Here is a 22,662-nt window from a genome sequence, read left to right on the forward strand (position 1 = left end):
GAAGTCACGCCCGCGGCCGGGCCGTTCACAGGTAGACCAGGCTCTTGGCCAGCATCAGGGCGTCCTCGCGGCCATCCCGTGACGGGTAGTAGGCACGGCGGACACTGTACTGATTGAAGCCGAGCTGTTCATACAGCCTGAGCGCGGCGAGGTTGGAGGGGCGGACTTCCAGCAGGGCGATATCGGCGCCGTGCGCACGGGCCGTGCGCAGCATCTGCTCCAGGAGCATGCGCCCGATGCCCCGCCCCTGCCAGTCGGGGTCCACGCACAGGTTGAGAATATGGCTCTCGCCGGCGGCCACCGACATGATCCCGTAACCCGTCAGGGCGGAATCCGCCTCGGCCAGCCAGCAGCTGTAGCCGACCTGGAGGCAGTCACGGAAGATGCCCTCGGTCCAGGGAAACTCGTAGGAGCGGACCTCCACGCCGATGACCGCCTCGACATCCTCCTGGGTCATCGGCCTGAGGCTCACACCCGCCGGTCTGGGAACGGCGCTCATCTCTCCTCCTCCCGGATGCCGGCGCGATCCGGCTCGTCGCGGTACCGGGTTTCATTGTAGACATCCACGGCCAGGCACAGATCCTGCCACGACTTGCGCTTCTCCTGCGGCGAGCGCAGCAGGTAGGCCGGATGGTAGGTCACGACGAGCGGGATGCCGTCCCCGTCAAGCCGGTGCACCCGGCCCCGCAGACGCCCGACGGGATCATGGCTGTGCAGCAGGGTCTGGGCGGCCACCCGACCCACCACCAGGACGATCTTCGGCTGCATCAGCTCGATCTGGCGCCGCAGGAAGGGGAGACAGGCCGCTGCCTCCTCGGGCTTCGGATCGCGGTTGTTGGGCGGGCGGCACTTGAGGATGTTGGCGATATAGGCCCGGCTGCGATCGAGGCCGATGGCGGCCAGCATCGCGTCGAGCAGCTTGCCCGCCCGACCCACGAACGGTTCCCCCAGCCGGTCCTCGTCGGCACCCGGGGCCTCGCCGATGATCAGCCAGTCGGCGCTCCGGTTGCCCACGCCGAACACCGTCCGGCTGCGGTTGGCCACCAGTTCGGGGCACGCCTGGCAGTCGGCCACGCAGCCGGCAAGCGCCTCCCAGCCCAGGGTCGCGATCCGGTCGGGAATCCCCCTGCCCGTTTCCGGAGCCGTGGCGGAGACGGTTTCGGGCAGCGGAACCGCCGCCGGGCCGGGGCCTGCCACCGCTCCCGGTCCGGCGGTCTCCGCCGTGACCTCGGGCGCGGCGGACTGCGGCGCAGCACCGCCGGCCCCCGGGATGGCGGCGGCGGTGTCCGCCCGCCGTACCCAGGCGGTGATCCCCATGGCGTCCAGGTAACGCAGCCGGCGGTTGCTCACGGATATCGCCATGGCCGGTCCGGGGGTGGCGCCCCTTCAGACATCCCCGAGCTGGGGGTGCGCGCGGGCCGTCGGCTCCAGGATCTTGTTCAGGGCGTTGACGTAGGACTTGGCGGAGGCGATGACGATGTCCGTGTCGGCGCCCAGTCCGTTGACGATCCGGCCGCCCTTCTCCAGCCGGACCGTCACCTCGCCCTGGGAGTCGGTGCCGCTGGTGATGGCGTTCACCGAGTAGAGTTGCAGCGTCGTCTGGCTGTTGACCACCGATTCAATGGCCTTGAAGGCGGCATCGACCGGTCCGCCACCGGGCGCCGTGGTCCGCACCTCCGTCCCGTCGACGGTCAGGGTGACCGTGGCCTCGGGAGTCTCCCCGGTCTCGGAACAGACCCGCAGGGAGACCAGCTTGACCCGCTCATTGCCGCTCTCGAGGCTGGCCTCGGTGACCAGCGCCTGCAGGTCCTCGTCATAGATCTCGTGCTTCTTGTCGGCGAGGTCCTTGAACCGGGCGAAGGCGCTGTTGAGATCCTCCTCGGATTCGAAGTGGACCCCGAGGTCCTCGAGCCGACTGCGGAAGGCGTTGCGTCCCGAGTGCTTGCCCAGGACGATGCGGTTGGCGCTCCAGCCCACATCCTCGGCGCGCATGATCTCGTAGGTCTCGCGGCTCTTGAGCACGCCGTCCTGGTGGATGCCCGACTCGTGGGCGAAGGCGTTGGCGCCCACGATGGCCTTGTTGGGCTGCACCGGGAAGCCGGTGATGCCCGCCACCAGCCGCGAGCAGGTCATGATCTGGGTGGTGTCCAGGTCGGTGTCGCAGGGGAAGACATCGCGCCGGGTACGCACCGCCATGACCACCTCCTCCAGGGAGGCGTTGCCCGCCCGTTCGCCCAGGCCGTTCAGCGTGCACTCCACCTGGCGGGCGCCGTTGAGCACCGCGGCCAGCGAGTTGGAGACCGCCAGGCCCAGATCGTTGTGGCAGTGCACCGAGAAGACCGCCCGATCGGCATTGGGAATGCGCTCCATCAGCTGCCGGATGGTCTCCCCGAACTGGTGGGGCATGGCGTAGCCCACCGTGTCCGGCACGTTGACGGTGGTGGCGCCGGCCTCGATGACCGCCTCGAAGATGCGGCACAGGAAATCGAGCTCGGAGCGCCCGGCATCCTCGGCCGAGAACTCCACGTTGTCGGTCCACTGGCGCGCCCGCTTCACCGCCCAGACCGCCTGTTCCAGCACCTGGTCCGGGTTCATGCGCAGCTTGCGCTCCATGTGGATGGGCGAAGTGGCTATGAAGGTATGGATGCGTCCGGACTCCGCCTCGCGCAGCGCCTCCCCGGCCCGGTCGATATCCTTCTCCAGGGCGCGGGCCAGGCCGCAGACGGTGCTCTCGCGAACGGCTCTGGCAACGGCCTGCACCGCCTCGAAATCACCCGGGCTGGCCATGGGGAAGCCGGCCTCGATCACATCCACGCGCAGGCGCTCCAGCGCCTTGGCGATACGAATCTTCTCCTCCCTGGTCATGGAGGCGCCGGGGCTCTGTTCGCCGTCGCGCAGCGTGGTGTCGAAGATGATGAGTTTGTCTGGCTGGGTCATGAATTCCACTCCTCGTAGCGCACTCCAGTTTACAGCCCTTCAACCCGACAAAGCCACATTGAGCGCCCGGGGAAGCCGGCCCCGGGACATGGCCGGGGCGCACGGCAGGCGGAGCCACGCCCCGCGGTTGCAGCGCCGGACAAGGCCCTTGGGCCCTTGCCTGCGCACTGCGCCTTGTCCCGACGTTTTCGGGGGGCTCTGCAAACACTTTTCAGATGTGAAACACCACCCAGGGCGGGAGAGCTTCCCGGGTGGTCGCGGGGAGTCGGCCGGGACGGAGGCTCAGTGCCCGCCGCTGTCGCGATCCCGGGCCCGGACGGCACGGCGGCGGCGGACATCCCGCAGGGTCAGTATCGGTCCGGAAAGGGCGTAGAGGAGGAATCCGGCGAACAGCACACGGGAGGGCGAAGTGGCCACGAGCATGAACAGGAGCACCACGACGAGGATGCGGAAGAACGGGACCTTGCCGCGGAAATCCAGATCCTTGAAGCTGTGGTAGCGCAGGTTGCTGACCATCAGCAGCCCGGCCAGGGCGGTCAGCACCAGGGCGGGAACGGCCACCAGGTCCGGCCCCAGCCCGTACTCGGTGCCCACCCAGACCATGCCCGCCACGATGGCTGCGGCGGACGGGCTCGGGAGCCCCTGGAAATAGCGCTTGTCGGCACTGCCGACCTGGGTGTTGAAGCGGGCCAGCCGCAGGGCCGCGCTGGCGGTATAGAGGAATGCGGCCAGCCAGCCCAGCTTGCCCAGCGAGGAGAGGGCCCACTCGTAGGCCACCAGCGCCGGGGCCACGCCGAACGCCACCATGTCGGAGAGGCTGTCGTACTCGGCGCCGAACGCGCTCTGGGTGTTGGTCATGCGTGCCACCCGGCCGTCCAGCCCGTCCAGCACCATGGCCACGAACACGGCCACGGCCGCCGCCTCGAAACGGCCGTTCATGGCCGCCACCACGGCATAGAAGCCGGCGAACAGCGCCGCGGTGGTGAACAGGTTGGGAAGCAGGTAGATGCCCCGGGGACGGGGCTTCGGGTCCGGGTTTTCGGGCTTGTCGCTCATGGCCCGATTATACGTCAAGATCCCGGGGGCATATCCAGCACGACACGGAAAAGCCGGCCCCGCAGGGGCCGGCTTTCCGTTCACCGTTCGCTTGCGGGCCAGGAACCGGGGCGAACCCGGCCCACCGGCCGCTCGGATCAGTTCTTGGAGCGATCCACCAGCTTGTTGGCGCCGATCCAGGGCATCATGGAGCGCAGCCGCTCGCCCACCTGCTCGATGGGATGGGCGGCGTTGAGGCGCCGGCGCGCGGTCATCTCGGGATAGCCGGTGCGGCCCTCGAGGATGAAGTTCTTCGCGTAGTTGCCGTTCTGGATGTTCTCCAGCGCCTCCTTCATGGCCCAGCGGCTCTCCTCGTTGATCACCTTGGGTCCGGTGACGTACTCGCCGTACTCGGCGTTATTGGAGATGGAGTAGTTCATGTTGGCGATGCCGCCCTCGTACATGAGGTCGACGATCAGCTTCAGCTCGTGCAGGCACTCGAAGTAGGCCATCTCGGGCGCGTAGCCAGCCTCCACCAGGGTCTCGAAACCGGCCTTCACCAGTTCCACGGCACCGCCGCAGAGCACGGACTGCTCGCCGAAGAGGTCGGTCTCGGTCTCGTCCTTGAAGGTGGTCTCGATGACGCCGGTGCGGCCGCCGCCGATGGCCGAGGCGTAGGACAGCGCAATCTCCTTGGCGCGGCCGGAGGCGTCCTGGTGCACGGCGATGAGGTCCGGGATGCCGCCGCCCTTGACGTACTCGGAGCGCACGGTGTGACCCGGCGCCTTGGGCGCGATCATGATCACGTCCAGGTCGGCACGGGGGACGATCTGGTTGTAGTGGATGTTGAACCCGTGGGCGAAGGCCAGCACACCGCCCTGCTTGAGGTTGGGCCCGATGTCGTTGGCATAGATGTCCGCCTGGTTCTCGTCCGGGGCCAGGACCATGACCAGGTCGGCCCACTTGCAGGCCTCGTCCACGGCCTTGACGGCGAGGCCGGCGGCCTCGGCCTTGGCCGCGGAGCCGGAACCGGGCCGCAGGCCCACCACCACCTCGACGCCGGAGTCCTTCAGGTTGTTCGCATGGGCATGGCCCTGGGAGCCGTAACCGACGATAGCCACCTTCATGCCCTGTATGATGGACAGGTCGGCGTCTTTGTCGTAGTAGATTTGCATGTTCTTCAGTCCTCCCCCTGAGGGTCTGTATCAGTCAAGCGTCGACGGGCGCAGCGCCCGCATTGGATTGAATTGGGTGTGGGATCAGGCGCGCAGGCCCTTCTCGCCGCGGGCGATGCCGAGCACGCCGGAGCGCACGACCTCGAGGATGACCAGCTCCCCCACGGCCTGCAGGAACGCATCCAGCTTGCCGCTGTTGCCGGTGAGCTCCACGGTGTAGGTGGTGGCGGTCACCTCGATGATGCGGCCGCGGAAGATGTCCACCAGGCGCTTCAGCTCCTCCCGGCCGGCGCCGGTGGCGCGCAGCTTGATGAGCATCATCTCGCGCTCCATGTGCGGACCCTCGGTGAGATCGAGCAGCTTCACCACGTCCACCAGCTTGTTCAGCTGCTTGGTGATCTGTTCGATGATCTCCTCCGATCCGCTGGTGACCAGGGTCATGCGCGAGACCGTGGGGTCCTCGGTGGGCGCCACGGTGAGCGATTCGATGTTGTAGCCCCGGGCGGAGAACAGTCCCGCCACCCGCGACAGCGCACCGGCCTCGTTTTCCATCAGTATCGAAATGATGTGCCGCATAATTTCAGTATGCCCGTCCGTCTGTGGCGTCCCGGTTCAGACCAGGATCATCTCGTTGAGCCCGGCCCCGGCGGGGATCATGGGATAGACGTTCTCGGTGGGGTCCACCAGGAAGTCCATGAACACCAGCCGGTCCTTGAGGGCGATGGCCTCGCGCAGCGCCGGTTCCACGTCCTCCGGGCGGCTGATCTGCATGCCCACGTGGCCGTAGGCCTCCGCCAGCTTGACGAAGTCCGGCAGCGACTCCATGTAGGACTGGGCGTAGCGCCCCTGGTAGAAGAACTCCTGCCACTGCCGGACCATGCCCAGAAAGCCGTTGTTCAGGTTGATGATCTTCAACGGCAGCGCGTACTGGCGGCAGGTGGAGAGCTCCTGGATGTTCATCTGGATGCTGCCCTCGCCGGTGATGCAGCAGACCGTCGCGTCGGGATGGGCGAACTGCACGCCCATGGCCGCGGGCAGGCCGAACCCCATGGTGCCGAGACCGCCGGAGTTGATCCAGCGCCGCGGCTTGTCGAACTTGTAGAACTGGGCGGCGAACATCTGGTGCTGGCCCACGTCGGAGGTGACGAAGGCGTCGCCCCCGGTGACCTGGTAGAGGGTATCCACCACCAGCTGGGGCTTGATGCGCTCGCTGGCGGGGTCGTACTTGAGGCAGTCGAGCGAGCGCCACTCGCCGATCTGGTCCCACCAGGCCTTGAGCGCCTCGGCGTCGGACTTGCCGCCCGATTCGCGCAGCAGCCGCAGCGCCTGGCGCAGGACCGGTTCCACCTGACCCACGATGGGGATGTCCACCTTCACGTTCTTGGCGATGGAGGCCGGATCCACGTCCACGTGGATGATGCGCGCCGTGGGGCAGAACTTCTCGATGTTGCCGGTGACCCGGTCGTCGAAGCGGGCGCCGATGGCCACCAGCACGTCGCAATGGTGCATCGCCATGTTCGCCTCGTAGGTCCCGTGCATGCCCAGCATGCCCAGGAACTGCGGGTCGGTGGCGGGATAGCCGCCCAGCCCCATCAGGGTGTTGGTGATGGGGAAGCCCAGTTCCCGGGTCAGCTCGGTGAGCACCTCGGCGGCCCCGCCCAGCACCACGCCGCCACCGCTGTAGATCATGGGGCGCTTGGCCTCGAGCATGAGGTCCACGGCCTTCTTGATCTGGCCGGTATGCCCCTTCACCACGGGATTGTAGGAGCGCATCTTCACCGACTTGGGAAAGACGTACTCGGTCCGCGCGGCGGTGACATCCTTGGGAATATCCACCACCACCGGGCCCGGCCGGCCGCTGGCGGCGATGTAGAAGGCCTTCTTCAGGGTCTCGGCCAGATCGGCCACGTCCTTGACCAGGAAGTTGTGCTTCACGCAGGGACGGGTGATGCCGAGCGTATCCACCTCCTGGAAGGCGTCGTTGCCGATGAGGTGAGTGGGAACCTGGCCGGTGAGCACCACCATCGGAATGGAATCCAGGTAGGCGGTCGCGATGCCGGTCACGGCATTGGTGGCGCCCGGGCCGGAAGTGACCAGGGCGACGCCCACCTTGCCGGTCGAGCGGGCATAGGCATCGGCGGCATGGGTGGCCGCCTGCTCGTGACGTACCAGGATGTGCTTTACGGCGTCCTGCGTGTACAGCGCGTCATAGATGTGCAGAACAGCGCCCCCGGGATAACCGAAGATGATGTCCACACCCTCGTCCTCGAGGAACTGCACCACTATCTGGGCACCGGTCAGCTCCACAGCGTCACTCCCCTTACGAGAAAAAATGCCCGTGAATACGGGCAGTTGCATCCTAATCTGAACTACGGCACGAGTGTTTGCGGAAACAGATACCGGAGTCCGGAAACCACAAAGCCGGGGTCCGGCCCGGCCTTGTCCCACTCCGGGCCGGCGTTTGAACCCGGTTTCGTCGGAGGCGTGCGGCAGTGCGAAAATTCAAAAACTACTGTTATCCGCCGCACAGGTCAAGACATAACCTCTCACCAATATGGGAAAACACTTGGTGATCCGAAGGTTACTGCCAGGCACCCGGATTGCGCAGGAGCCGTGTTGCGACACGCCAACTGATAAGGTAGATTTATGCGCGCATCTGATTCTCTTCTGTTGCGTTGCGACATCCGGAGCCCCAATGACCAAGACGACCACCCCCACCATCGTCATCGAGGGCCTCACGGTCGATGGCCGCAAGTTCCGCCCCAGCGACTGGGCCGAGCGCATCAGCGGCAACCTCTCCACCTTCGACAATCGCCGCATCCACTACTCTCCCCTGGTCCGCCCGGCGGTCAAGAACGGCGTCAAGTGCGTACTGCTGGATCCCTCGCTGCAGCAGGCCGCACCCGCGCTCTATGCGGAGATGATGGAGTTCGCCCGGGCCAACAACCTGCGCCTCTGCCACGAGATCGACGAGGGTTAGCGTACCGCGTCCCGTGCGCACCGGCCGCAACCGCACCCTCCCCGTTTTCGCCTCCAGCGACTTCCCCGAATGTGACCGGCACGGCATTTCCGCGGTCCGGGCACCCGCCGGCCGGGACTCCCGCTTAACCCGGTGGGGGTTTCGGTCTATATTCAGGCAAGGAAACCGGGGAGACTGCATGCCATGGAAAAAATCCGCCTGAAGGCGTTCCTGCACACCTTCGTGCTGGCGCTGCTGCTGGCGCCCGTACTCGCCACCGCGGCCACCACCTACACCTGGGTGGACGATCAGGGGGTCACCCACTTCTCCCAGTTTCCACCGGAACACGGCGAGGTGCGGGTCATCAATCCCTACGTCCCCCGCCCCGTCACCCCGCCCGCGGAAGCGAAGTCCCCCGATGCCATGAGCGCCGAGCCCGCTGAACCGCCCAGGCCAGCCGAGTCCTCCGCCGAGGAACAGGCGGTCAAGCAACAGCTGGAGACGGTGCGGGCCGACAACTGCCGCAAGGCCCGGGCCAATCTCAACACCCTCACCACCGGTGGGCGGCTGCGCTATACCGACGCCGAGGGCAACGTGCGGTTCCTGACCGACGAGGAGCGCCAGGCCCGCATCGAGGAGGCCCAGGGTCAGATCGAGGAGTATTGCACCGAGTAACCGCCCCGGCTCCCGGAACCACCCGGATCACCACGAAAAATCTTCACCACGAAGACACGGAGGTCACGAAGAAAGACAGAAAGACAGAAAAGAAATAATTAACCGCAGATCGGCGCTGATTTTCGTTGATTAGACGGTACAGGCCAATGCAACCTGTAGCCGGGCGGGTCGCCAGTCATGGGCGGCGTACGCTCCCGGTGAAGCGCCCCCCGCCTATCCAGGGCCTACGCAAAATCAACGTCAATCAACGCCAATCTGCGGTTAACCGTTTTTCTTCTTTCAGTCGCCTTCGTGTTCTTCGTGCCTTCGTGGTGGATCCCTCGCCCTACAGCTCCCGGTCCAGGAACGCCCGCGTGACCTCCCAGGCCGCCACGGCAGCCTCGCCGTCATAGCGCTGCCCCGAGGGATTGGCGAAGGCGTGATTGGCGTCGTAGCTGTGCACCTCCAGGCGCTTCCCGGCCGCCTGCATCGCCTGCTCGAAGGCCGCCACCTTGTCCGGGCTGATGGACTGATCCTGGGTGGCGAAGATGCCCAGCACCGGACCGCGCAGCTTTTCCAGCACGTCCGGATCGGCCACCAGCGGCCCGTAGTAGATGACGGTGGCATCCACCACCTCCGGCGCCGCCAGGCTCGCCTGCAGCGACTGCCCGCCGCCGAAGCACCAGCCGATGGTCGCCAGCTTCCGCCCGGGGGCGGCCAGTGACTCCAGCGCGGCGGTCATCTTGGCATTGGCCTCCTGCTGGTTCACCGCCTTCATCAGCGAACGGGCCGTGTCGGGATCGGTGGCCACGCCGCCGCCGTAGAGATCGACGGCATAGGCGCGATAGCCGAGGCGCGCGAAGCGATCGGCCCAGGCACGGATGTGGTCGTTCAGGCCCCACCACTCGTGGATGAGCAGGATACCCCGGTCGGCATCCTCCGGACCGGTGGCATAGACGCCGAACTCAACGCCGTCGGCGGTCTTCAGCGTCGTGTCACCGCCCAGCAGCTGATCGGGCGAGCGGGGATTCAGCTCGTGGTCCTCGTCGCGCAGCATGTCCGCCGCTCCCGCGGCGCCGGAAGACCCGAGCAGCAGGCACAGCAGTCCGGCAAGCACACTCTTCATGGCAGCTCCTCCGTTTATTGTTGAGTCACGGAGTCAAGTATATGCCTCCCTTGACGCAATGAAAGAGCGAACCGGTGCCATGTCAGCAAACGCCGGCACGGGCAGCCCTAGCCGTCCAGCCAGCGCACCAGGTAATAGAGCCGGAAGCCCTCGGAGGAGCGGGAAGGGCCGAGCACCTGGGCCGCATGGAGATCGCGGGCGGGGTCCGCCGCGGCCACGGCCTCCTGCTCGGTGGCGAAGAGCTGCACGCAATTCTCCGGGAAGCGCTTGCGGGCCCGGCGCGGCGTATAGACCACCGCCGGATGCTCGCGCACCAGCCGGGTCTCGGCGTCGGGACGGATTTCGGGCATTAGCGTGAGTGCGTGAGTGCGTGAGTGCGTGAGTGCGTGAGTGCGTGAGTGCGTGAGTGCGTGAGTGCGTGAGTGCGTGAGTGCGTGAGTGCGTGAAACCCGAGTATCACGGCCGGTCACCAGCCTGTAAACCCTCACCACCCAAACCTTCACCACGAAGGCACGAAGAACACGAAGACGACTGAAAGAAGAAAAACGGTTAACCGCAGATTGGCGTAGATTGACGTTGATTTTGTGTAGGCCCTGGATAGGCGGGAGGGGCGGGTTCACCGGGAGCGTATGCCTCCCATGACTTGCGACCCGCCCGGCTACTGTTTGCATTGGCCTGTACCACCAAATCAACGAAAATCAACGCCAATCTGCGGTTGATCTTAAGTTGCCTTTTCTTCGTGTTCTTCTTCGTGTTCTTCGTGCCTTCGTGGTGAAATCAACGTGCCTTCGTGGTGAAGTCAAACACTCAGGCCGCGCGGGCTTCGCCCTTGCGGAACTCGAGCCCCTCCCCGCCGGCGTCCACCTCGATGGTGTCGCCGGGGCCGAAGCGCCCGGAGAGGATGGCCTGGGCGAGCGGGTTCTCCACCTGCTGCTGGATCGCCCGCTTCAGCGGACGGGCGCCATAGACCGGGTCGTAGCCCGCCTCCGCCAGCCGGTCCAGAGCCCCCTCGGTGAGGACGATGTCCATGTCGCGCTCGCGCAGGCGGCGGCGCAGGTACTCGCTCTGGATGCGGGCGATGTTGCGGATCTGCGCCTGGCCCAGGGGGTGGAACACCACCGTCTCGTCGAGGCGGTTGATGAACTCGGGCCGGAAATACTGGCCCACCACCTCCATCACCGCCGCCTTCATCTCCTGGTAGTGCTCCTCGCCGGCCAGCTTCTGCACCAGGTCCGAGCCGAGGTTCGAGGTCATCACCACCACCGTGTTGCGGAAGTCGACGGTACGGCCGTGACCGTCGGTCAGCCGGCCGTCGTCGAGCACCTGGAGCAGGACGTTGAAGACATCCGGGTGGGCCTTCTCCACCTCGTCCAGCAGGATCACCGAGTAGGGCCGGCGGCGCACCGTCTCGGTGAGGTGGCCGCCCTCCTCGTAACCCACGTAGCCGGGCGGAGCGCCGATGAGTCGGGCCACCGAGTGCTTCTCCATGAACTCCGACATGTCGATGCGCACCATCGCCTCCTCGGTGTCGAAGAGGAACTCGGCCAGCGCCTTGCACAGCTCGGTCTTGCCCACGCCGGTGGGCCCGAGGAACAGGAACGAGCCGATGGGCCGGTTGGGGTCCGAGAGCCCGGCGCGGGAACGGCGGATGGCGTCGGCAACCGACCGGATGGCCTCGTCCTGGCCCACCACCCGGCGGTGCAGCGCCGCCTCCATCTGCAGCAGCTTGTCCCGCTCGCCCTCCAGCATCTTGGCGACCGGGATCCCGGTCCAGCGCGCCACCACCTCGGCGATCTCCTCCTCGCCCACGCGGTTGCGCAGCAGCTTGAACTCCTGCTGCTCGGCCGCCGCCGCCTGGGCCAGCTGCTTCTCCAGCTCCGGCACCCGGCCGTACTGCAGCTCGGCCATGCGCTGGAGATCACCGGCGCGGCGCGCCGTTTCCAGCTCCAGCTGCACCCGGTCGAGCTCCTCCTTGATGTGGGCGGTGCCCTGCAGGGCCGCCTTCTCGCCCTTCCACACCTCCTCCAGGTCGGAGAACTCGCGCTCGAGCCGCTCGATCTCGCCCTCGATCTGCCCCAGGCGCTTCCGGGAGGCCTCGTCGGACTCCTTGGCCAGCGCCTCGCGCTCGATCTTGTACTGGATGAGCTTGCGCTCCAGCCGGTCCATCTCCTCGGGCTTGGAGTCGATTTCGATGCGGATGCGCGAGGCGGCCTCGTCCACCAGGTCGATGGCCTTGTCGGGCAGGTTGCGGTCGGTGATGTAGCGGTTGGAGAGCTGGGCCGCGGCGACGATGGCAGGATCGGTGATCTCCACGCCGTGGTGCACCTCGTAGCGCTGTTTCAGGCCGCGCAGGATGGCGATGGTGTCCTCCACGTTGGGCTCGTTCACCAGCACCTTCTGGAACCGCCGCTCCAGGGCCGCGTCCTTCTCCACGTACTCGCGGTACTCGTCCAGCGTGGTGGCGCCCACGCAGTGGAGCTCACCGCGGGCCAGCGCGGGCTTGAGCATGTTGCCGGCGTCCATGGCGCCCTCCGCCTTGCCGGCGCCCACCATGGTGTGCAGCTCGTCGATGAACAGGATGATCTGGCCTTCCTGCTTCTTGAGGTCGCTGAGCACCGCCTTGAGGCGCTCCTCGAACTCGCCGCGGAACTTGGCCCCGGCGATGAGCGAGCCCATGTCCAGGGCCAGGATGCGCTTGTGCTTCAGCCCCTCGGGAACCTCGCCGTTGATGATGCGCTGGGCCAGCCCCTCCACGATGGCGGTCTTGCCCACGCCCGGTTCGCCGATGAGCACCGGGTTGTTCTTGGTGCGCCGCTGCAGCACCTGGATGGTGCGGCGGATCTCGTCGTCACGGCCGATGACCGGATCGAGCTTGCCCTGCTCGGCCCGCTCGGTCAGGTCGATGGTGTAGCGCTCCAGGGCCTGGCGCTGGTCCTCGGCATTGGGGTCCTGCACGTTCTGCCCCCCGCGCAGGCCGTCGATGGCCTTCTCCAGCGAACCCTTGGCGGCGCCCGCCTTGCGCAGCGCCTCGCCCGCGACGCCCCGGTCCTCGAGGGCGGCGAGCACGAACAGTTCCGAGGAGATGTACTGGTCCTTGCGCTCCTGGGCCAGCTTGTCGGTCAGGTTGAGCAGCCGGCCCAGGTCGTTGGAGACATGCACCTCGCCGGAGGAGGCGCCCTGCACCTGGGGCAGCCGCTCCAGGGCGCTGCCCAGTTCGGCGCGCAGCTGGTTGACGTTCACGTCCGCCTGGGTGAGCAGGTGGCGCACCGTGCCGCCCTCCTGGTCGAGGAGCGCCACCAGCAGGTGCGCCGGCTCGATGTACTGGTGATCGCGCCCCACCGCCAGCGACTGGGCGTCGGCGAGCGCCATCTGGAACTTGGTGGTCAGCTTGTCCATCCGCATGACTGAAAACCCCTGCAGAAATATAGATTAAGGGTTAAATGGGGTCTTGCCGCGGGGATTCAACCCGGGCGGCGTCGAGGATCCGCGCCAGCTGATCCAGGCTGTCCCGCTTGCCCGTGACGTGGGCCTGTATGGGAGGGTGGGCGGTGACCCGTGCCCGGCTGCGGGGCACCACGGCCAGGACGGTCTTGCCCTGCCCGCGCACCCCGTCGATGCGCAACGGATAGATGGGGGTGTCGGTCAGCTCGGAGAGCCAGGCCGCCCCGGGCCGCAGCCGGCGCGGCGGATCCGAGTCCAGGTGGATGCGCCCGTGGGGAAAGAGCGCCACCACGTGGCCCCGTTCCAGGGCCCGCGCCGCCGCCCGCAGGGCCCGCTCCGGCCGCCCCGATCGGTCCACGGGAATGCAGCCGATGGCCCGGAACAGCCAGGTGAGCCCGTAGCGATGGTACTCCTCGGTGGCGATCATGAAGTGCAGCGGCCGCCGGCAGGCGGCGATCATCAGCAGGGGATCGAGGCCGGAGACATGGTTGGCCACCACGATGGCCCCGCCCGATTCCGGCAGGTCGACGGCATCGGCCTGCAGCCGGTGCCAGTGCCTGCAGAAAAGCCGGTTGAGGCCATCCAGCCAGTTGAGCCCGCGGTGGCCCCAGTCGGCGACCGCGGCAGACCGCACCGCCCGATCCAGGCGCCACAGGACCAGCGCCAGCAACAGCGCCGCGGCGGCCCAGGGCAGGACCGGTATGGTCACTCCGCCTCCCGCGCCGCGCGCAGCCCGCGCTGCTCGTTGACCGTCAGCAACAGCGCCAGCCCCACGATGAAGAAGGCCAGGGTGGAAAGCAGCGCGAGGCGGTGATCGCCGCCGGTGCCGTAGCTGATGAGGCCGTAGCTGACCGGGCCGACGATGGCGGCCAGCTTCACCGCCAGGCCCCAGAGGCCGAAGAACTCCGCCGATCGGCCGGCGGGCGAGAAACGCCCCACCAGGGCCCGGCCGGCGGACTGGCTGGCGCCCATGGCCAGCCCCACCAGGTTGGCCACCACCCAGAAGGCGGTCTTGGTCCCGCCCAGGTAGGCGAGCCCCATGGCGAGGATCCAGATCACCAGCGTCAGCGCCAGGGTGGGAATGGAGCCCATGAGATCCTGCATGCGCCCGAAGGCGAGCGCGCCGAGCGCCGCGGTCGCGTTCACCACCAGGATCATCACCAGCACCTCGTTGGTGCCGAAACCCAGCACCTGCTGGGCATAGACCGCCGCCAGCACCACCACGGTCTGGATGCCCGCGTGGTAGACGGTCAGCGTCACCAGGAAGCGGAACAGGTCGGTGAAGCGGCGCACATGGCGCAGGGTGTCGGCAACCCGCCCCCAGCCGGCCCGGATCCAGCAGCGCCAGCCGGCCGGGCAGTCGGGGTCGAGGGGGGTCGGCAGCGCCCGCTCCCGCAGCACCAGGAAGGTGGGCAGCGCGGCCAGGGCGAAGGCCACCGCCACCAGCAGCATCACCACCGGCACGTAGTCCACGGCGGTCTGGCCCCGGCCGCCGGCCCAGGTCACGTAGGCCAGGCACAGCCCCAGCACCAGCAGCCCGCCGAAGTAGCCGAGCGCCCAGCCGTAGGCCGACACCCGGCCCATCCGCTCCGGGGTGGCGATCTCGGGCAGGAAGGCGGCGATGAAGTTCTCGCCGGAGGCGAACATGAAGCTGGAGAGCACCAGCAGGGTCATCGCCAGCGCCACGTCGCCCGGCCCGACCAGGGCGAGACCGGCGGTGAAGATCACGCAGCCCAGGGTGGAGGCGAGGAGAAATCGTTTCTTGGCCGCGCTGTGATCGGCGATGGCCCCGACCAGCGGCGCGCTCACCAGCACCAGGGCGTTGGAGATGCCCACCGCCAGGGTCCACAGCAGGGTGGCCAGCCCCTCGCCCTGCCCGGCCGCCACCACGCCCACGAAGTAGGCGTTGAACACCGCGGTGAGCACGACCGTGGTATAGCCGGAATTGGCGAAGTCGAACATGGCCCAGGCCCAGACCTCGCGGCGCGAGGCCCGGCCCGGGAGGGGGTGGGGCATGAGCGGCGAGGAGAGACCGGCGCCCGCCTCCGCCTCGCCACGGGGGCCGTCGGCGTTCACTGGTAGACCTTGCGCCGGAACAGGTCGTTGCGCCGGCTCACCAGGCGGTCCAGGAACAGCAGTCCGTCCAGGTGATCCATCTCGTGCTGGACGGCACGGGCCTCGTAGCCCTCCATCGCGTACTCGTGACGCTCGCCGAACGGGTCCTGCGCCACCAGGGTGATGCGCTCGGCACGGATCACGTTGCCCGTATAGTCGGGCACCGACAGGCAGCCCTCGCGGCCCACCGCGTAGCCGTCCCACTCGGCAATCTCGGGATTCACCAGCACCAGGCGGCCGTGACTCTTCGTCTTCCTGCGCCCGGAAACATCCACGATTACCGCGCGGATGAAGCGGCCCACCTGGGGCGAGGCGATGCCCACCGCGCCGGGCCCAGCCAGGCGGGTCTCCTCCAGGTCGTCGAGAAAGGCCCGCAGCGCGTCGTCGAACACCTCCACCGGCTCCGACACCTGTTTCAGCCGCTCGTCGGGATAGGTCAGGATCTCCAGTACCGCCATCGGCCTACCCCACCAGGGTATCGATGGGGGCGAGCTTCACCTCGACGCCCTGTTCACTGGCCAGCAGTTCGAGGGCCGATTCCAGCGCCTCCACCGACTCCATGGCCACGCCCTCGATGAACAGGATGTAGATGGGGTTCTCCTCCGTGCCGCCCACGTCCGAGGCGAGGTCGGTGATGTTCAGACCCGCCTGGGCCAGGGCGCCGGTGACCGCGGCGACGATGCCCGCCCGATCGGCGCCGTAGACGGTGATGCGCACATCCGGCTCCACGTGGTGATGCAGTTCCCCGTCGATGCGGTCCACATGCAGGCGCAGGCCGAGGGAGTCGGAAACCGGTCGCACCAGCCCTTCCAGGCCATGGGTGGTACCCTCGAACTGGACCATCAGCATGATGGTGAAGTTGCCGCCCAGACGCACCATGGATGCCTCACCCAGGTTGCAGCCCCCCTCGTACAGGGCCGAGGTCACCCGCGCCACGATACCCGGTGCGTCCTTGCCCACCAGGGTCAGCATGTACCACTGCGTCATTCGGTCTCCTCCCTCGAAAATCCATGCCACCCGCCACGATGGCGGATTGTTGCCCTGCAAGATCGGGATGATACCCGATTCCAGGCCCATACCCATCCGGCCCGGGAAGGAACCGGTGCCCGCGTGGCTCCGTGGTGATCGCCCCAGATCGGCGCCGTCAGTCCGCGATCCAGACCAGGCTGGCCATGCGGCCGGTGACGCCGTCCCGGCGATAGGAGAAGAAACGGTCCACGGCGGTGAAGGTGCACCAGTGCCCGCCGTACACCGCGGTGACACCGGCTGCCGCCAGGCGCAGCCGGGCGAGGGTGTAGAGATCCGCCAGCCAGCGACCCGCGGGCGAGGGGCGAAAGGCGGCGTCGGCACCGGGCGTGTTCTCGAGAAACGCCCGGCGCACCTCCCCGCCCACCTCGTAGGCGGACGGCCCTATGGCCGGGCCCAGCCAGGCGAGCAGTCGGCCCGGTTCGGTCTGCAGGGCGGTGACAGCCGCCTCCAGCACGCCGGCCGCCAGCCCGCGCCAGCCGGCGTGGACGGCCGCCACCCGGCTGCCATCGAGGTCGCAGAACAGGACCGGAAGGCAGTCGGCGGTCAGCACGGCACAGGCCCGGCCCGGCCCCCGGGCCACCGCCGCGTCGGCTTCGCAGCCGGCGACGGCCGTCCCCGACTCCGCCACCGCGCAGCCGTGCACCTGGTTCAGCCACAGGGGTTCGGCGGGGAGCGCCAGGGCGGCGGCGAGGCGCGCGCGGTTGGCGGCCACCGCGGCCGGGGCATCGCCCACGTGGTCACCGAGGTTCAGGCTGGCGTAGGGTCCGCCGCTCACCCCGCCGGTACGGAGGGTGCAGGCTGCCCGTACCCGGGCGGGCGCGGGCCAGTCGGGGAGGATGAGGTCGTCGGGGGACATGGCGTTCCGTGTTCCGTGTTCCGTGTTCCGTGTTCCGTGTTCCGTGTTCCGTGTTCCGTGAGTGCGTGAGTGTGTGAGTGTGTGAGTGTGTGAGTGCGATGGTGCCCTTCACCCTTCACCCTTCACCCTTCACCCTTCACCCGACTTCAAACATCCCAGGGCTCGACCTCGAGGTGCCGGGCGTCCTCCCGCAGGACCTCGATGAGCCGGACCATGTCGTCCGGGAGGGGGGCCTCCCAGCTGACCGCCTCCCCCGTGGCGGGATGCACGAGGCTCAGCCGCCAGGCATGCAGGGCCTGGCGGCGGAATGCGCGCAGCGCCTCCACCAGCGGTTCGGTGGCGCCGGGGGGGAGCTGGAGCCGTCCGCCATAGACGGGGTCCCCCAGGAGCGGATGGCGGATATGGGCCATGTGCACCCGGATCTGGTGGGTGCGGCCGGTCTCCAGCCGGACCCGGATGCGGGTGTGGCCGCGGAAACGCTCCGCCACCCGGTAGTGGGTCACGGCCGGCTTGCCGTTCAGCACCACCGCCATGCGCTTGCGCTGGACCGGGTGCCGTCCGATGGGAGCATCCACCTTCCCGCCGCCGGTGAGCACGCCGACGCAGACCGCCTCGTACTCCCGCCCCATGGTGCGGGCCTGCAGCTGCTCCACCAGCCGGGTGTGGGCCCCCAGAGTGCGGGCCACCACCAGCAGTCCGCTGGTCTCCTTGTCCAGCCGGTGCACCAGCCCGGCGCGGGGCACCCGGGCCAGCTCCGGAGCATGATGCAGCAGGGCATTGACCAGGGTGGAGTCCGGATTTCCGGCCGCGGGGTGCACGACCAGCCCCGCCGGCTTGTTGATGACCAGCAGCTCGTCGTCCTCGTGGACAATGTCCAGGTGAATCGGCTGGCCTTCCCAATTATCATTGGCCTCCAGCTCGGCCCGGATCCGGACCTGCTCGCCGCCCTCCACCCGGTCCCGTGGGCGAAGGTGGCGGCCGTCGACCTCCACGCAGCCGTCCCGGATCCAGGCCTGCAGCCGTGAGCGCGAGTAGTCGGGAAACAGCCCCGCGAGGGCCTGATCCAGCCGGGAGCCGGCCATCTCTTCGGGGATGGCGGCGGATAGAGAAAGGGACTTGCGCATATCGAAACGGGAAGGGGCCGATTCGGTGTCAGTACCTGCACCGCGGCCTCGCTTTTCCTCCCTATGCAAATGGGATAATCTACCACAATGCGAATCACCACCCTGCTACTGCTGCTCACCCTGCTGCTGACCGGCGGCTGTTCCCTGCTCCCGGACAAGATCGACGAGACCAAGGACTGGTCGGCGGATCGGCTCTACAGCGAGGCCAAGTCCGCGCTCGACGAGGGCGACTACGAGAACGCCATCCGGTTCTACGAACTGCTCGAGGCCCGCTTCCCCTTCGGCCGCTACGCCCAGCAGGCGCAGCTGGAGATCATCTACGCCTACTACAAGTACGACGAGTCGGCATCGGCCGTCGCGGCGGCGGACCGTTTCATCAAGCTTCACCCCCGCCACCCCAATGTGGACTACGCCTACTACATGAAGGGTCTGGCGAACTTCAACATGGGCCGGGGGCTGATCGAGCGCTACCTGCCGCGGGACGAATCCCAGCGCGATCCCGGGGCGGCCCGCCAGTCATTCCAGGACTTCTCCGACCTGGTCCTGCGTTTCCCGGACAGCAAGTACGCCGCCGATGCCCGCCAGCGCATGCTGTTCCTGCGCAACAACCTCGCCCAGTACGAGCTCAACGTGGCCGACTACTACATGCGCCGGGGCGCCTATGTCGCGGCCGCCAACCGGGCCCGCTACGTGGTGGAGAACTATCCGCGCACCCCGGCCACGCCGGACGCGCTGGCCATGCTGGCCCGCGCCTACCGGGCCATGGACATGGACGACCTCGCCGCGGACGCCCTGCGGGTACTGAAGCTCAACTACCCCGAGCACCCGGCCCTGCGGGCAGCGGCGGCGAGGTGACGGAAACGCGTCACGGGTGATCCATCGTCCCCGCGGCAACTGATTTGCCATGAAGTGCCGCATCGCCGGCACGGCAGTCCCGCCGGAGCCGGGCCGAACGCCGGGTTGCGGGTGGTTCGGCAGACGCCTGAGCGTGAAGGAAACGCCCGCCCCCTGCGGAACCGGTGGGCGGGCTGTGCATTCGATCCGGGAGCCAATCGACATGTGGGACTTTTTTGAAACGGTCCGCCACCGACATTCCGTACGCCGATACCAGAGCGACGTCGCAGTGGAACCGGAGAAGCTGCACGCCATCCTGGAGACCGCCTGCGCGGCCCCTTCCGCCGGCGACCTGCAGGCCTACCGCATCGCGGTGGTCACCGGCCAGGCGCAGCGCGAGGCCCTGCGCAACGCCGCCGGCGGCCAGGCATTCATCGCCGAGGCGCCCGCCTGCCTGGTCTTCTCCGCGGTTCCCTCCCGTTCGGCCAGGGAATACGGCGAACGCGGAGCCAGCCTGTTCGCCATTCAGGACGCCACCATTGCCGCGGCCTATGCCCAGTTGGCCGTCGTGGCCGCGGGGATGGCTTCCGCCTGGGTCGGCAGCTTCGACGAGGCGGCGGTGCGGGCTGTCATCGGGGAGACCGAAGATGTGCGGCCGGTGGCCCTGATGAGCGTGGGCTACCCCGCCGAGCTGCCGGAACCCACGCCGCGCCGTCCGCTCAAGGACGTCGTCACCCACATCGAATGAACCGGTGCGCACCGTTGCCATCTGGAAGAGACGGTTCACCAAAAAACAATTCACCACGAAGGCACGAAGGACACGGAGAAAGGCGGGAAGAGTGACCTGGCTTGTTGGAGGGACGCCTGGTTCAAGCGACCTGCCCCTCGACAACATCCAGAACAATCCTGTCCATCCTGTGAATCCTGTCTGTTCAGGTTCCCTACAAACCATTCACCACGAAGGCACGAAGGACACGGAGAAAGGCGGGAGGACTTGAACTGTTGGAGGGACGCCTGGTTCAGGCGACCTGCCCCTCGACAACATCCAGAACAATCCGGTCCATCCTGTGAATCCTGTCTGTTCAGGTTCCTTCTGTTTTGCTTCGTGTCCTTCGTGCCTTCGTGGTAGATCCTTTTGTTTTCATGGAATAAAGGCTGGAGTGGTGCAGTACACTAGATGGCGTCGTTGTCCTCTTCGCCGGTGCGGATGCGGACGACCCGCTCCACGGAAGTGACGAAGATCTTGCCGTCGCCGATCTTGCCCGTGCGGGCGGCAGCCGTCACCGCCTCGATGCAGCGCTCCACCTGGTCGTCGGCCAGCACCACCTCCACCTTCACCTTGGGAAGGAAATCCACCACGTACTCGGCGCCCCGGTAGAGCTCGGTGTGGCCCTTCTGCCGCCCGAAACCCTTCACCTCCACCACCGTCATCCCGGTGATGCCGATATCGGCCAGCGCCTCGCGTACGTCATCGAGTTTGAACGGCTTGATGATCGCTTCGACTTTTTTCATTTTCATTCCCCTCGTCGTTCAGATAGTTTGATCCTGAAGGCATGGGCGATGCGCACGGCGCACCCCACCGTGCAGGCCTTCTTTCAACTGCACTGCGCCTGCACCGGCTCAGTGCCGCCGACCGTACCCCGAGGTGATGGGATAGCGGCGGTCGCGACCGAACGCCTTGCGCGAGATGCGCACCCCCGGCGGCGCCTGCCGGCGCTTGTACTCGTTGCTGTCCACCATCCGGACGACCCGGCGCACCGTGTCCGCGTCGTGGCCGGAATCGATGATCTCGGCCACCGAACGATCCCTCTCCACGTACTGTTCCAGGATGTCGTCGAGCACGTCGTAGGGCGGCAGCGAGTCGGCATCCACCTGGTCGGGCGCCAGTTCCGCAGAGGGCGGACGGTCGATGACCCGTTGCGGGATCACCGGTGCCGTCCGGTTGCGGTATTCCGCCAGCCGGAACACGAGCGTCTTGGGCACGTCCTTGAGCAGATCGAATCCACCGGCCATGTCACCGTACAGGGTGGCGTAGCCGACTGCCAGTTCGCTCTTGTTGCCCGTGGTCAGCACCATCTTGCCCTTCTTGTTGGAGATGGCCATCAGGATGACACCGCGGCAGCGCGCCTGGATATTCTCCTCGGTGGTATCCCGGGCCAACCCGGCGAACTCCCGCTCCAGGCTGGAGAGAAAGGCGGTGAACAGCGGCTCGATGGGAATGACGTGATACTCCACCCCCAGGGCCTCGGCCTCGGCCCGCGCATCCGCCACGCTCATGTCGGCGGTGTAGCGCGAGGGCATCATCACCGCTTCCACCCGCTCACGCCCGAGGGCGTCCACGGCAATGGCCAGGGTCAGGGCCGAATCGATACCCCCGGACAGGCCGATGACCACGCCGGGAAAACCGTTCTTGTCCACGTAATCGCGCACCCCCAGCACCAGGGCCCGATAGATGGCGGCCTCGTCGTCCAGGGGTTCCGACCAGGCTCCATTGGCCGGCTCCAGATGCGCCCCGACCGTGATATCCACCGGCACCAGGGCCTCCTCGAACAGGGGCGCCCGCACGCGCACCCCGCCATCGGCCGCCATCGCCAGGGAGCCGCCGTCGAACACCAGTTCGTCCTGGCCGCCGACCAGGTTGACGTAAACGATGGGCATGCCGCCTTCCCGGACCCGCTCCCGCAGCACCGTTTCCCGCTCCAGGAGCTTGCCCCGGTGGAAGGGTGAGGCGTTGAGGTTGAGCATGAGCCGCGCGCCGGCGGCACGGGCCTGCAGCATGGGCTCCGCCATCCAGATATCCTCACAGATGGTGATGGCGACCGGTATGCCGCGAATGTCCACCACGCAGGGCCCGTTGCCGGTGGTGAAGTAGCGTTTCTCGTCGAAAACGCTGTAGTTGGGCAGGTGCTGCTTGTGGTAGACCACCTGCATCCGGCCCTCGCGCAGCAGTGCGGCGGCATTGTAATAGCCGCCCAGGGCCTGGTGCGGGAACCCCGCGATCATGTCGATGCCCTGCACCTCCCGGGCCAGCCGGGCCAGCGCTTCGCCCACCCGCGTATAGAGTTCGGGGCGCAGCAACAGGTCCTCGGGTGGATAGCCGGTGAGACTCAGCTCGGGAAACACCACCACGTGTCCGCCCAGTTCGTCACGGGCCCGGACCGCCGCCGCCGCCATCCGCTCCAGATTGCCGGTGATGTCGCCCACCAGCAGATTCAACTGAGCCATCACCACGCGGAGGGGCTCGGTCATCGACGGATTCTCCTTGGTCACACTCACGACGTCCCGGCCGCAGAGGAAAGATTGCCTATTTTCCGGTAAACACCGGGGCGAAGCAAAGCATGCCTGGCAAAGTTGGTCGCTTTTCACCCTGAAGGCGG

The 22,662-nt window shown here is 67.4% G+C and carries 22 protein-coding genes; 4 read left to right on the plus strand and 18 right to left on the minus strand.

Going from position 1 to position 22,662, the window contains the following annotated elements:
- Positions 1-25: 25 nt before the first annotated feature.
- The 7 genes from rimI to DFQ59_RS12600 all read right to left on the minus strand — a co-directional run bounded on the left by rimI (position 26) and on the right by DFQ59_RS12600 (position 7,454).
- On the minus strand, positions 26-499 hold the full coding sequence (rimI, locus tag DFQ59_RS12570; RefSeq protein ID WP_114280066.1) for a ribosomal protein S18-alanine N-acetyltransferase: 474 nt from the start codon (positions 497-499) through the stop codon (positions 26-28).
- The gene (locus DFQ59_RS12575; protein WP_245937277.1) at positions 496-1,356 is read right to left on the minus strand and encodes a uracil-DNA glycosylase; all 861 of its coding nucleotides are present in this window, start codon (positions 1,354-1,356) and stop codon (positions 496-498) included. The genes rimI and DFQ59_RS12575 overlap by 4 nt, the downstream gene beginning before the upstream one ends.
- Before the next feature lie 30 nt (positions 1,357-1,386).
- Positions 1,387-2,937, minus strand: a complete 1,551-nt coding sequence (locus DFQ59_RS12580) for a 2-isopropylmalate synthase (protein WP_114280068.1) — start codon at positions 2,935-2,937, stop codon at positions 1,387-1,389.
- Between the two features lie 282 nt (positions 2,938-3,219).
- Entirely contained in the window at positions 3,220-3,993 is a 774-nt protein-coding gene (gene pssA / locus DFQ59_RS12585; RefSeq protein ID WP_114280069.1) for a CDP-diacylglycerol--serine O-phosphatidyltransferase, read from the minus strand.
- A gap of 137 nt (positions 3,994-4,130) precedes the next feature.
- A complete protein-coding gene (gene ilvC / locus DFQ59_RS12590) occupies positions 4,131-5,147 on the minus strand; it encodes a ketol-acid reductoisomerase (protein WP_114280070.1) in 1,017 nt (338 codons plus the stop codon).
- Positions 5,148-5,231: 84 nt separating this feature from the next.
- On the minus strand, positions 5,232-5,723 hold the full coding sequence (gene ilvN, locus DFQ59_RS12595; RefSeq protein ID WP_114280071.1) for an acetolactate synthase small subunit: 492 nt from the start codon (positions 5,721-5,723) through the stop codon (positions 5,232-5,234).
- Between the two features lie 36 nt (positions 5,724-5,759).
- The gene (locus DFQ59_RS12600) at positions 5,760-7,454 is read right to left on the minus strand and encodes an acetolactate synthase 3 large subunit (protein WP_245937271.1); all 1,695 of its coding nucleotides are present in this window, start codon (positions 7,452-7,454) and stop codon (positions 5,760-5,762) included.
- 388 nt (positions 7,455-7,842) lie between these two features.
- Between DFQ59_RS12600 and DFQ59_RS12605 the strand changes: the two genes are divergently transcribed.
- Both DFQ59_RS12605 and DFQ59_RS12610 read left to right on the plus strand, forming a co-directional pair.
- A complete protein-coding gene (locus tag DFQ59_RS12605) occupies positions 7,843-8,127 on the plus strand; it encodes a DUF3579 domain-containing protein (RefSeq protein ID WP_114280073.1) in 285 nt (94 codons plus the stop codon).
- Between the two features lie 183 nt (positions 8,128-8,310).
- A complete protein-coding gene (locus DFQ59_RS12610; protein WP_114280074.1) occupies positions 8,311-8,781 on the plus strand; it encodes a DUF4124 domain-containing protein in 471 nt (156 codons plus the stop codon).
- Positions 8,782-9,106: 325 nt separating this feature from the next.
- Here the strand turns inward: DFQ59_RS12610 and DFQ59_RS12615 are convergent, their stop codons facing one another.
- The 9 genes from DFQ59_RS12615 to rluD all read right to left on the minus strand — a co-directional run bounded on the left by DFQ59_RS12615 (position 9,107) and on the right by rluD (position 18,451).
- Positions 9,107-9,886 (minus strand): dienelactone hydrolase family protein, encoded by a 780-nt coding sequence (locus tag DFQ59_RS12615; RefSeq protein WP_114280075.1) that lies wholly within the window; start codon positions 9,884-9,886, stop codon positions 9,107-9,109.
- A 107-nt stretch (positions 9,887-9,993) separates the two neighbouring features.
- Complete coding sequence (locus DFQ59_RS12620) at positions 9,994-10,236, minus strand: hypothetical protein (RefSeq protein ID WP_114280076.1); 243 nt, start codon at positions 10,234-10,236, stop codon at positions 9,994-9,996.
- 457 nt (positions 10,237-10,693) lie between these two features.
- Positions 10,694-13,288, minus strand: coding sequence for an ATP-dependent chaperone ClpB (clpB, locus tag DFQ59_RS12625; protein WP_114280077.1), 2,595 nt, complete (start codon positions 13,286-13,288; stop codon positions 10,694-10,696).
- A 34-nt stretch (positions 13,289-13,322) separates the two neighbouring features.
- A complete protein-coding gene (locus DFQ59_RS12630; protein WP_114280078.1) occupies positions 13,323-14,036 on the minus strand; it encodes a lysophospholipid acyltransferase family protein in 714 nt (237 codons plus the stop codon).
- Entirely contained in the window at positions 14,033-15,403 is a 1,371-nt protein-coding gene (locus DFQ59_RS12635) for an MFS transporter (RefSeq protein WP_211314928.1), read from the minus strand. Before DFQ59_RS12635 ends, DFQ59_RS12630 begins: the two co-directional genes overlap by 4 nt.
- The gene (gene def, locus DFQ59_RS12640; RefSeq protein ID WP_114280079.1) at positions 15,400-15,900 is read right to left on the minus strand and encodes a peptide deformylase; all 501 of its coding nucleotides are present in this window, start codon (positions 15,898-15,900) and stop codon (positions 15,400-15,402) included. The genes DFQ59_RS12635 and def overlap by 4 nt, the downstream gene beginning before the upstream one ends.
- A 4-nt stretch (positions 15,901-15,904) precedes the next feature.
- Entirely contained in the window at positions 15,905-16,429 is a 525-nt protein-coding gene (locus DFQ59_RS12645; protein WP_114280080.1) for a glycine cleavage system transcriptional repressor, read from the minus strand.
- A gap of 157 nt (positions 16,430-16,586) precedes the next feature.
- On the minus strand, positions 16,587-17,327 hold the full coding sequence (gene pgeF, locus DFQ59_RS12650; RefSeq protein WP_114280081.1) for a peptidoglycan editing factor PgeF: 741 nt from the start codon (positions 17,325-17,327) through the stop codon (positions 16,587-16,589).
- A 146-nt stretch (positions 17,328-17,473) separates the two neighbouring features.
- Complete coding sequence (rluD, locus tag DFQ59_RS12655; protein WP_114280082.1) at positions 17,474-18,451, minus strand: 23S rRNA pseudouridine(1911/1915/1917) synthase RluD; 978 nt, start codon at positions 18,449-18,451, stop codon at positions 17,474-17,476.
- An 87-nt stretch (positions 18,452-18,538) separates the two neighbouring features.
- On the opposite strand from rluD, the gene DFQ59_RS12660 reads away from it, so the two are divergent.
- Together DFQ59_RS12660 and DFQ59_RS12665 are read left to right on the plus strand one after the other, a co-directional pair.
- Complete coding sequence (locus DFQ59_RS12660) at positions 18,539-19,306, plus strand: outer membrane protein assembly factor BamD (protein ID WP_114280083.1); 768 nt, start codon at positions 18,539-18,541, stop codon at positions 19,304-19,306.
- Positions 19,307-19,508: 202 nt separating this feature from the next.
- On the plus strand, positions 19,509-20,033 hold the full coding sequence (locus DFQ59_RS12665) for a nitroreductase family protein (RefSeq protein ID WP_114280084.1): 525 nt from the start codon (positions 19,509-19,511) through the stop codon (positions 20,031-20,033).
- Positions 20,034-20,458: 425 nt separating this feature from the next.
- Here the strand turns inward: DFQ59_RS12665 and DFQ59_RS12670 are convergent, their stop codons facing one another.
- Together DFQ59_RS12670 and DFQ59_RS12675 are read right to left on the minus strand one after the other, a co-directional pair.
- Positions 20,459-20,797 (minus strand): P-II family nitrogen regulator, encoded by a 339-nt coding sequence (locus DFQ59_RS12670; protein ID WP_170142152.1) that lies wholly within the window; start codon positions 20,795-20,797, stop codon positions 20,459-20,461.
- Positions 20,798-20,905: 108 nt separating this feature from the next.
- Positions 20,906-22,534: an NAD+ synthase gene (locus tag DFQ59_RS12675; RefSeq protein WP_114280086.1), complete on the minus strand. Its 1,629-nt coding sequence runs from the start codon at positions 22,532-22,534 to the stop codon at positions 20,906-20,908.
- Positions 22,535-22,662 lie beyond the last annotated feature (128 nt).

The organism is Thioalbus denitrificans (genome assembly GCF_003337735.1).
Taxonomy (GTDB): Bacteria; Pseudomonadota; Gammaproteobacteria; order DSM-26407; family DSM-26407; genus Thioalbus; species Thioalbus denitrificans.

Bases quoted from the DNA above. Each gene is read 5' to 3' on its own strand.
- DFQ59_RS12675 (WP_114280086.1), bottom strand. From the start codon at position 22,534: ATGACCGAGCCCCTCCGCGTGGTGATGGCTCAGTTGAATCTGCTGGTG.
- pssA (WP_114280069.1), bottom strand. From the start codon at position 3,993: ATGAGCGACAAGCCCGAAAACCCGGACCCGAAGCCCCGTCCCCGGGGC.
- clpB (WP_114280077.1), bottom strand. From the start codon at position 13,288: ATGCGGATGGACAAGCTGACCACCAAGTTCCAGATGGCGCTCGCCGAC.
- rimI (WP_114280066.1), bottom strand. From the start codon at position 499: ATGAGCGCCGTTCCCAGACCGGCGGGTGTGAGCCTCAGGCCGATGACC.
- DFQ59_RS12615 (WP_114280075.1), bottom strand. From the start codon at position 9,886: ATGAAGAGTGTGCTTGCCGGACTGCTGTGCCTGCTGCTCGGGTCTTCC.
- ilvC (WP_114280070.1), bottom strand. From the start codon at position 5,147: ATGCAAATCTACTACGACAAAGACGCCGACCTGTCCATCATACAGGGC.
- DFQ59_RS12610 (WP_114280074.1), top strand. From the start codon at position 8,311: ATGGAAAAAATCCGCCTGAAGGCGTTCCTGCACACCTTCGTGCTGGCG.
- DFQ59_RS12660 (WP_114280083.1), top strand. From the start codon at position 18,539: ATGCGAATCACCACCCTGCTACTGCTGCTCACCCTGCTGCTGACCGGC.
- DFQ59_RS12605 (WP_114280073.1), top strand. From the start codon at position 7,843: ATGACCAAGACGACCACCCCCACCATCGTCATCGAGGGCCTCACGGTC.
- DFQ59_RS12665 (WP_114280084.1), top strand. From the start codon at position 19,509: ATGTGGGACTTTTTTGAAACGGTCCGCCACCGACATTCCGTACGCCGA.
- def (WP_114280079.1), bottom strand. From the start codon at position 15,900: ATGGCGGTACTGGAGATCCTGACCTATCCCGACGAGCGGCTGAAACAG.
- ilvN (WP_114280071.1), bottom strand. From the start codon at position 5,723: ATGCGGCACATCATTTCGATACTGATGGAAAACGAGGCCGGTGCGCTG.
- DFQ59_RS12580 (WP_114280068.1), bottom strand. From the start codon at position 2,937: ATGACCCAGCCAGACAAACTCATCATCTTCGACACCACGCTGCGCGAC.
- DFQ59_RS12670 (WP_170142152.1), bottom strand. From the start codon at position 20,797: ATGAAAAAAGTCGAAGCGATCATCAAGCCGTTCAAACTCGATGACGTA.
- pgeF (WP_114280081.1), bottom strand. From the start codon at position 17,327: ATGTCCCCCGACGACCTCATCCTCCCCGACTGGCCCGCGCCCGCCCGG.
- DFQ59_RS12645 (WP_114280080.1), bottom strand. From the start codon at position 16,429: ATGACGCAGTGGTACATGCTGACCCTGGTGGGCAAGGACGCACCGGGT.
- DFQ59_RS12620 (WP_114280076.1), bottom strand. From the start codon at position 10,236: ATGCCCGAAATCCGTCCCGACGCCGAGACCCGGCTGGTGCGCGAGCAT.
- rluD (WP_114280082.1), bottom strand. From the start codon at position 18,451: ATGCGCAAGTCCCTTTCTCTATCCGCCGCCATCCCCGAAGAGATGGCC.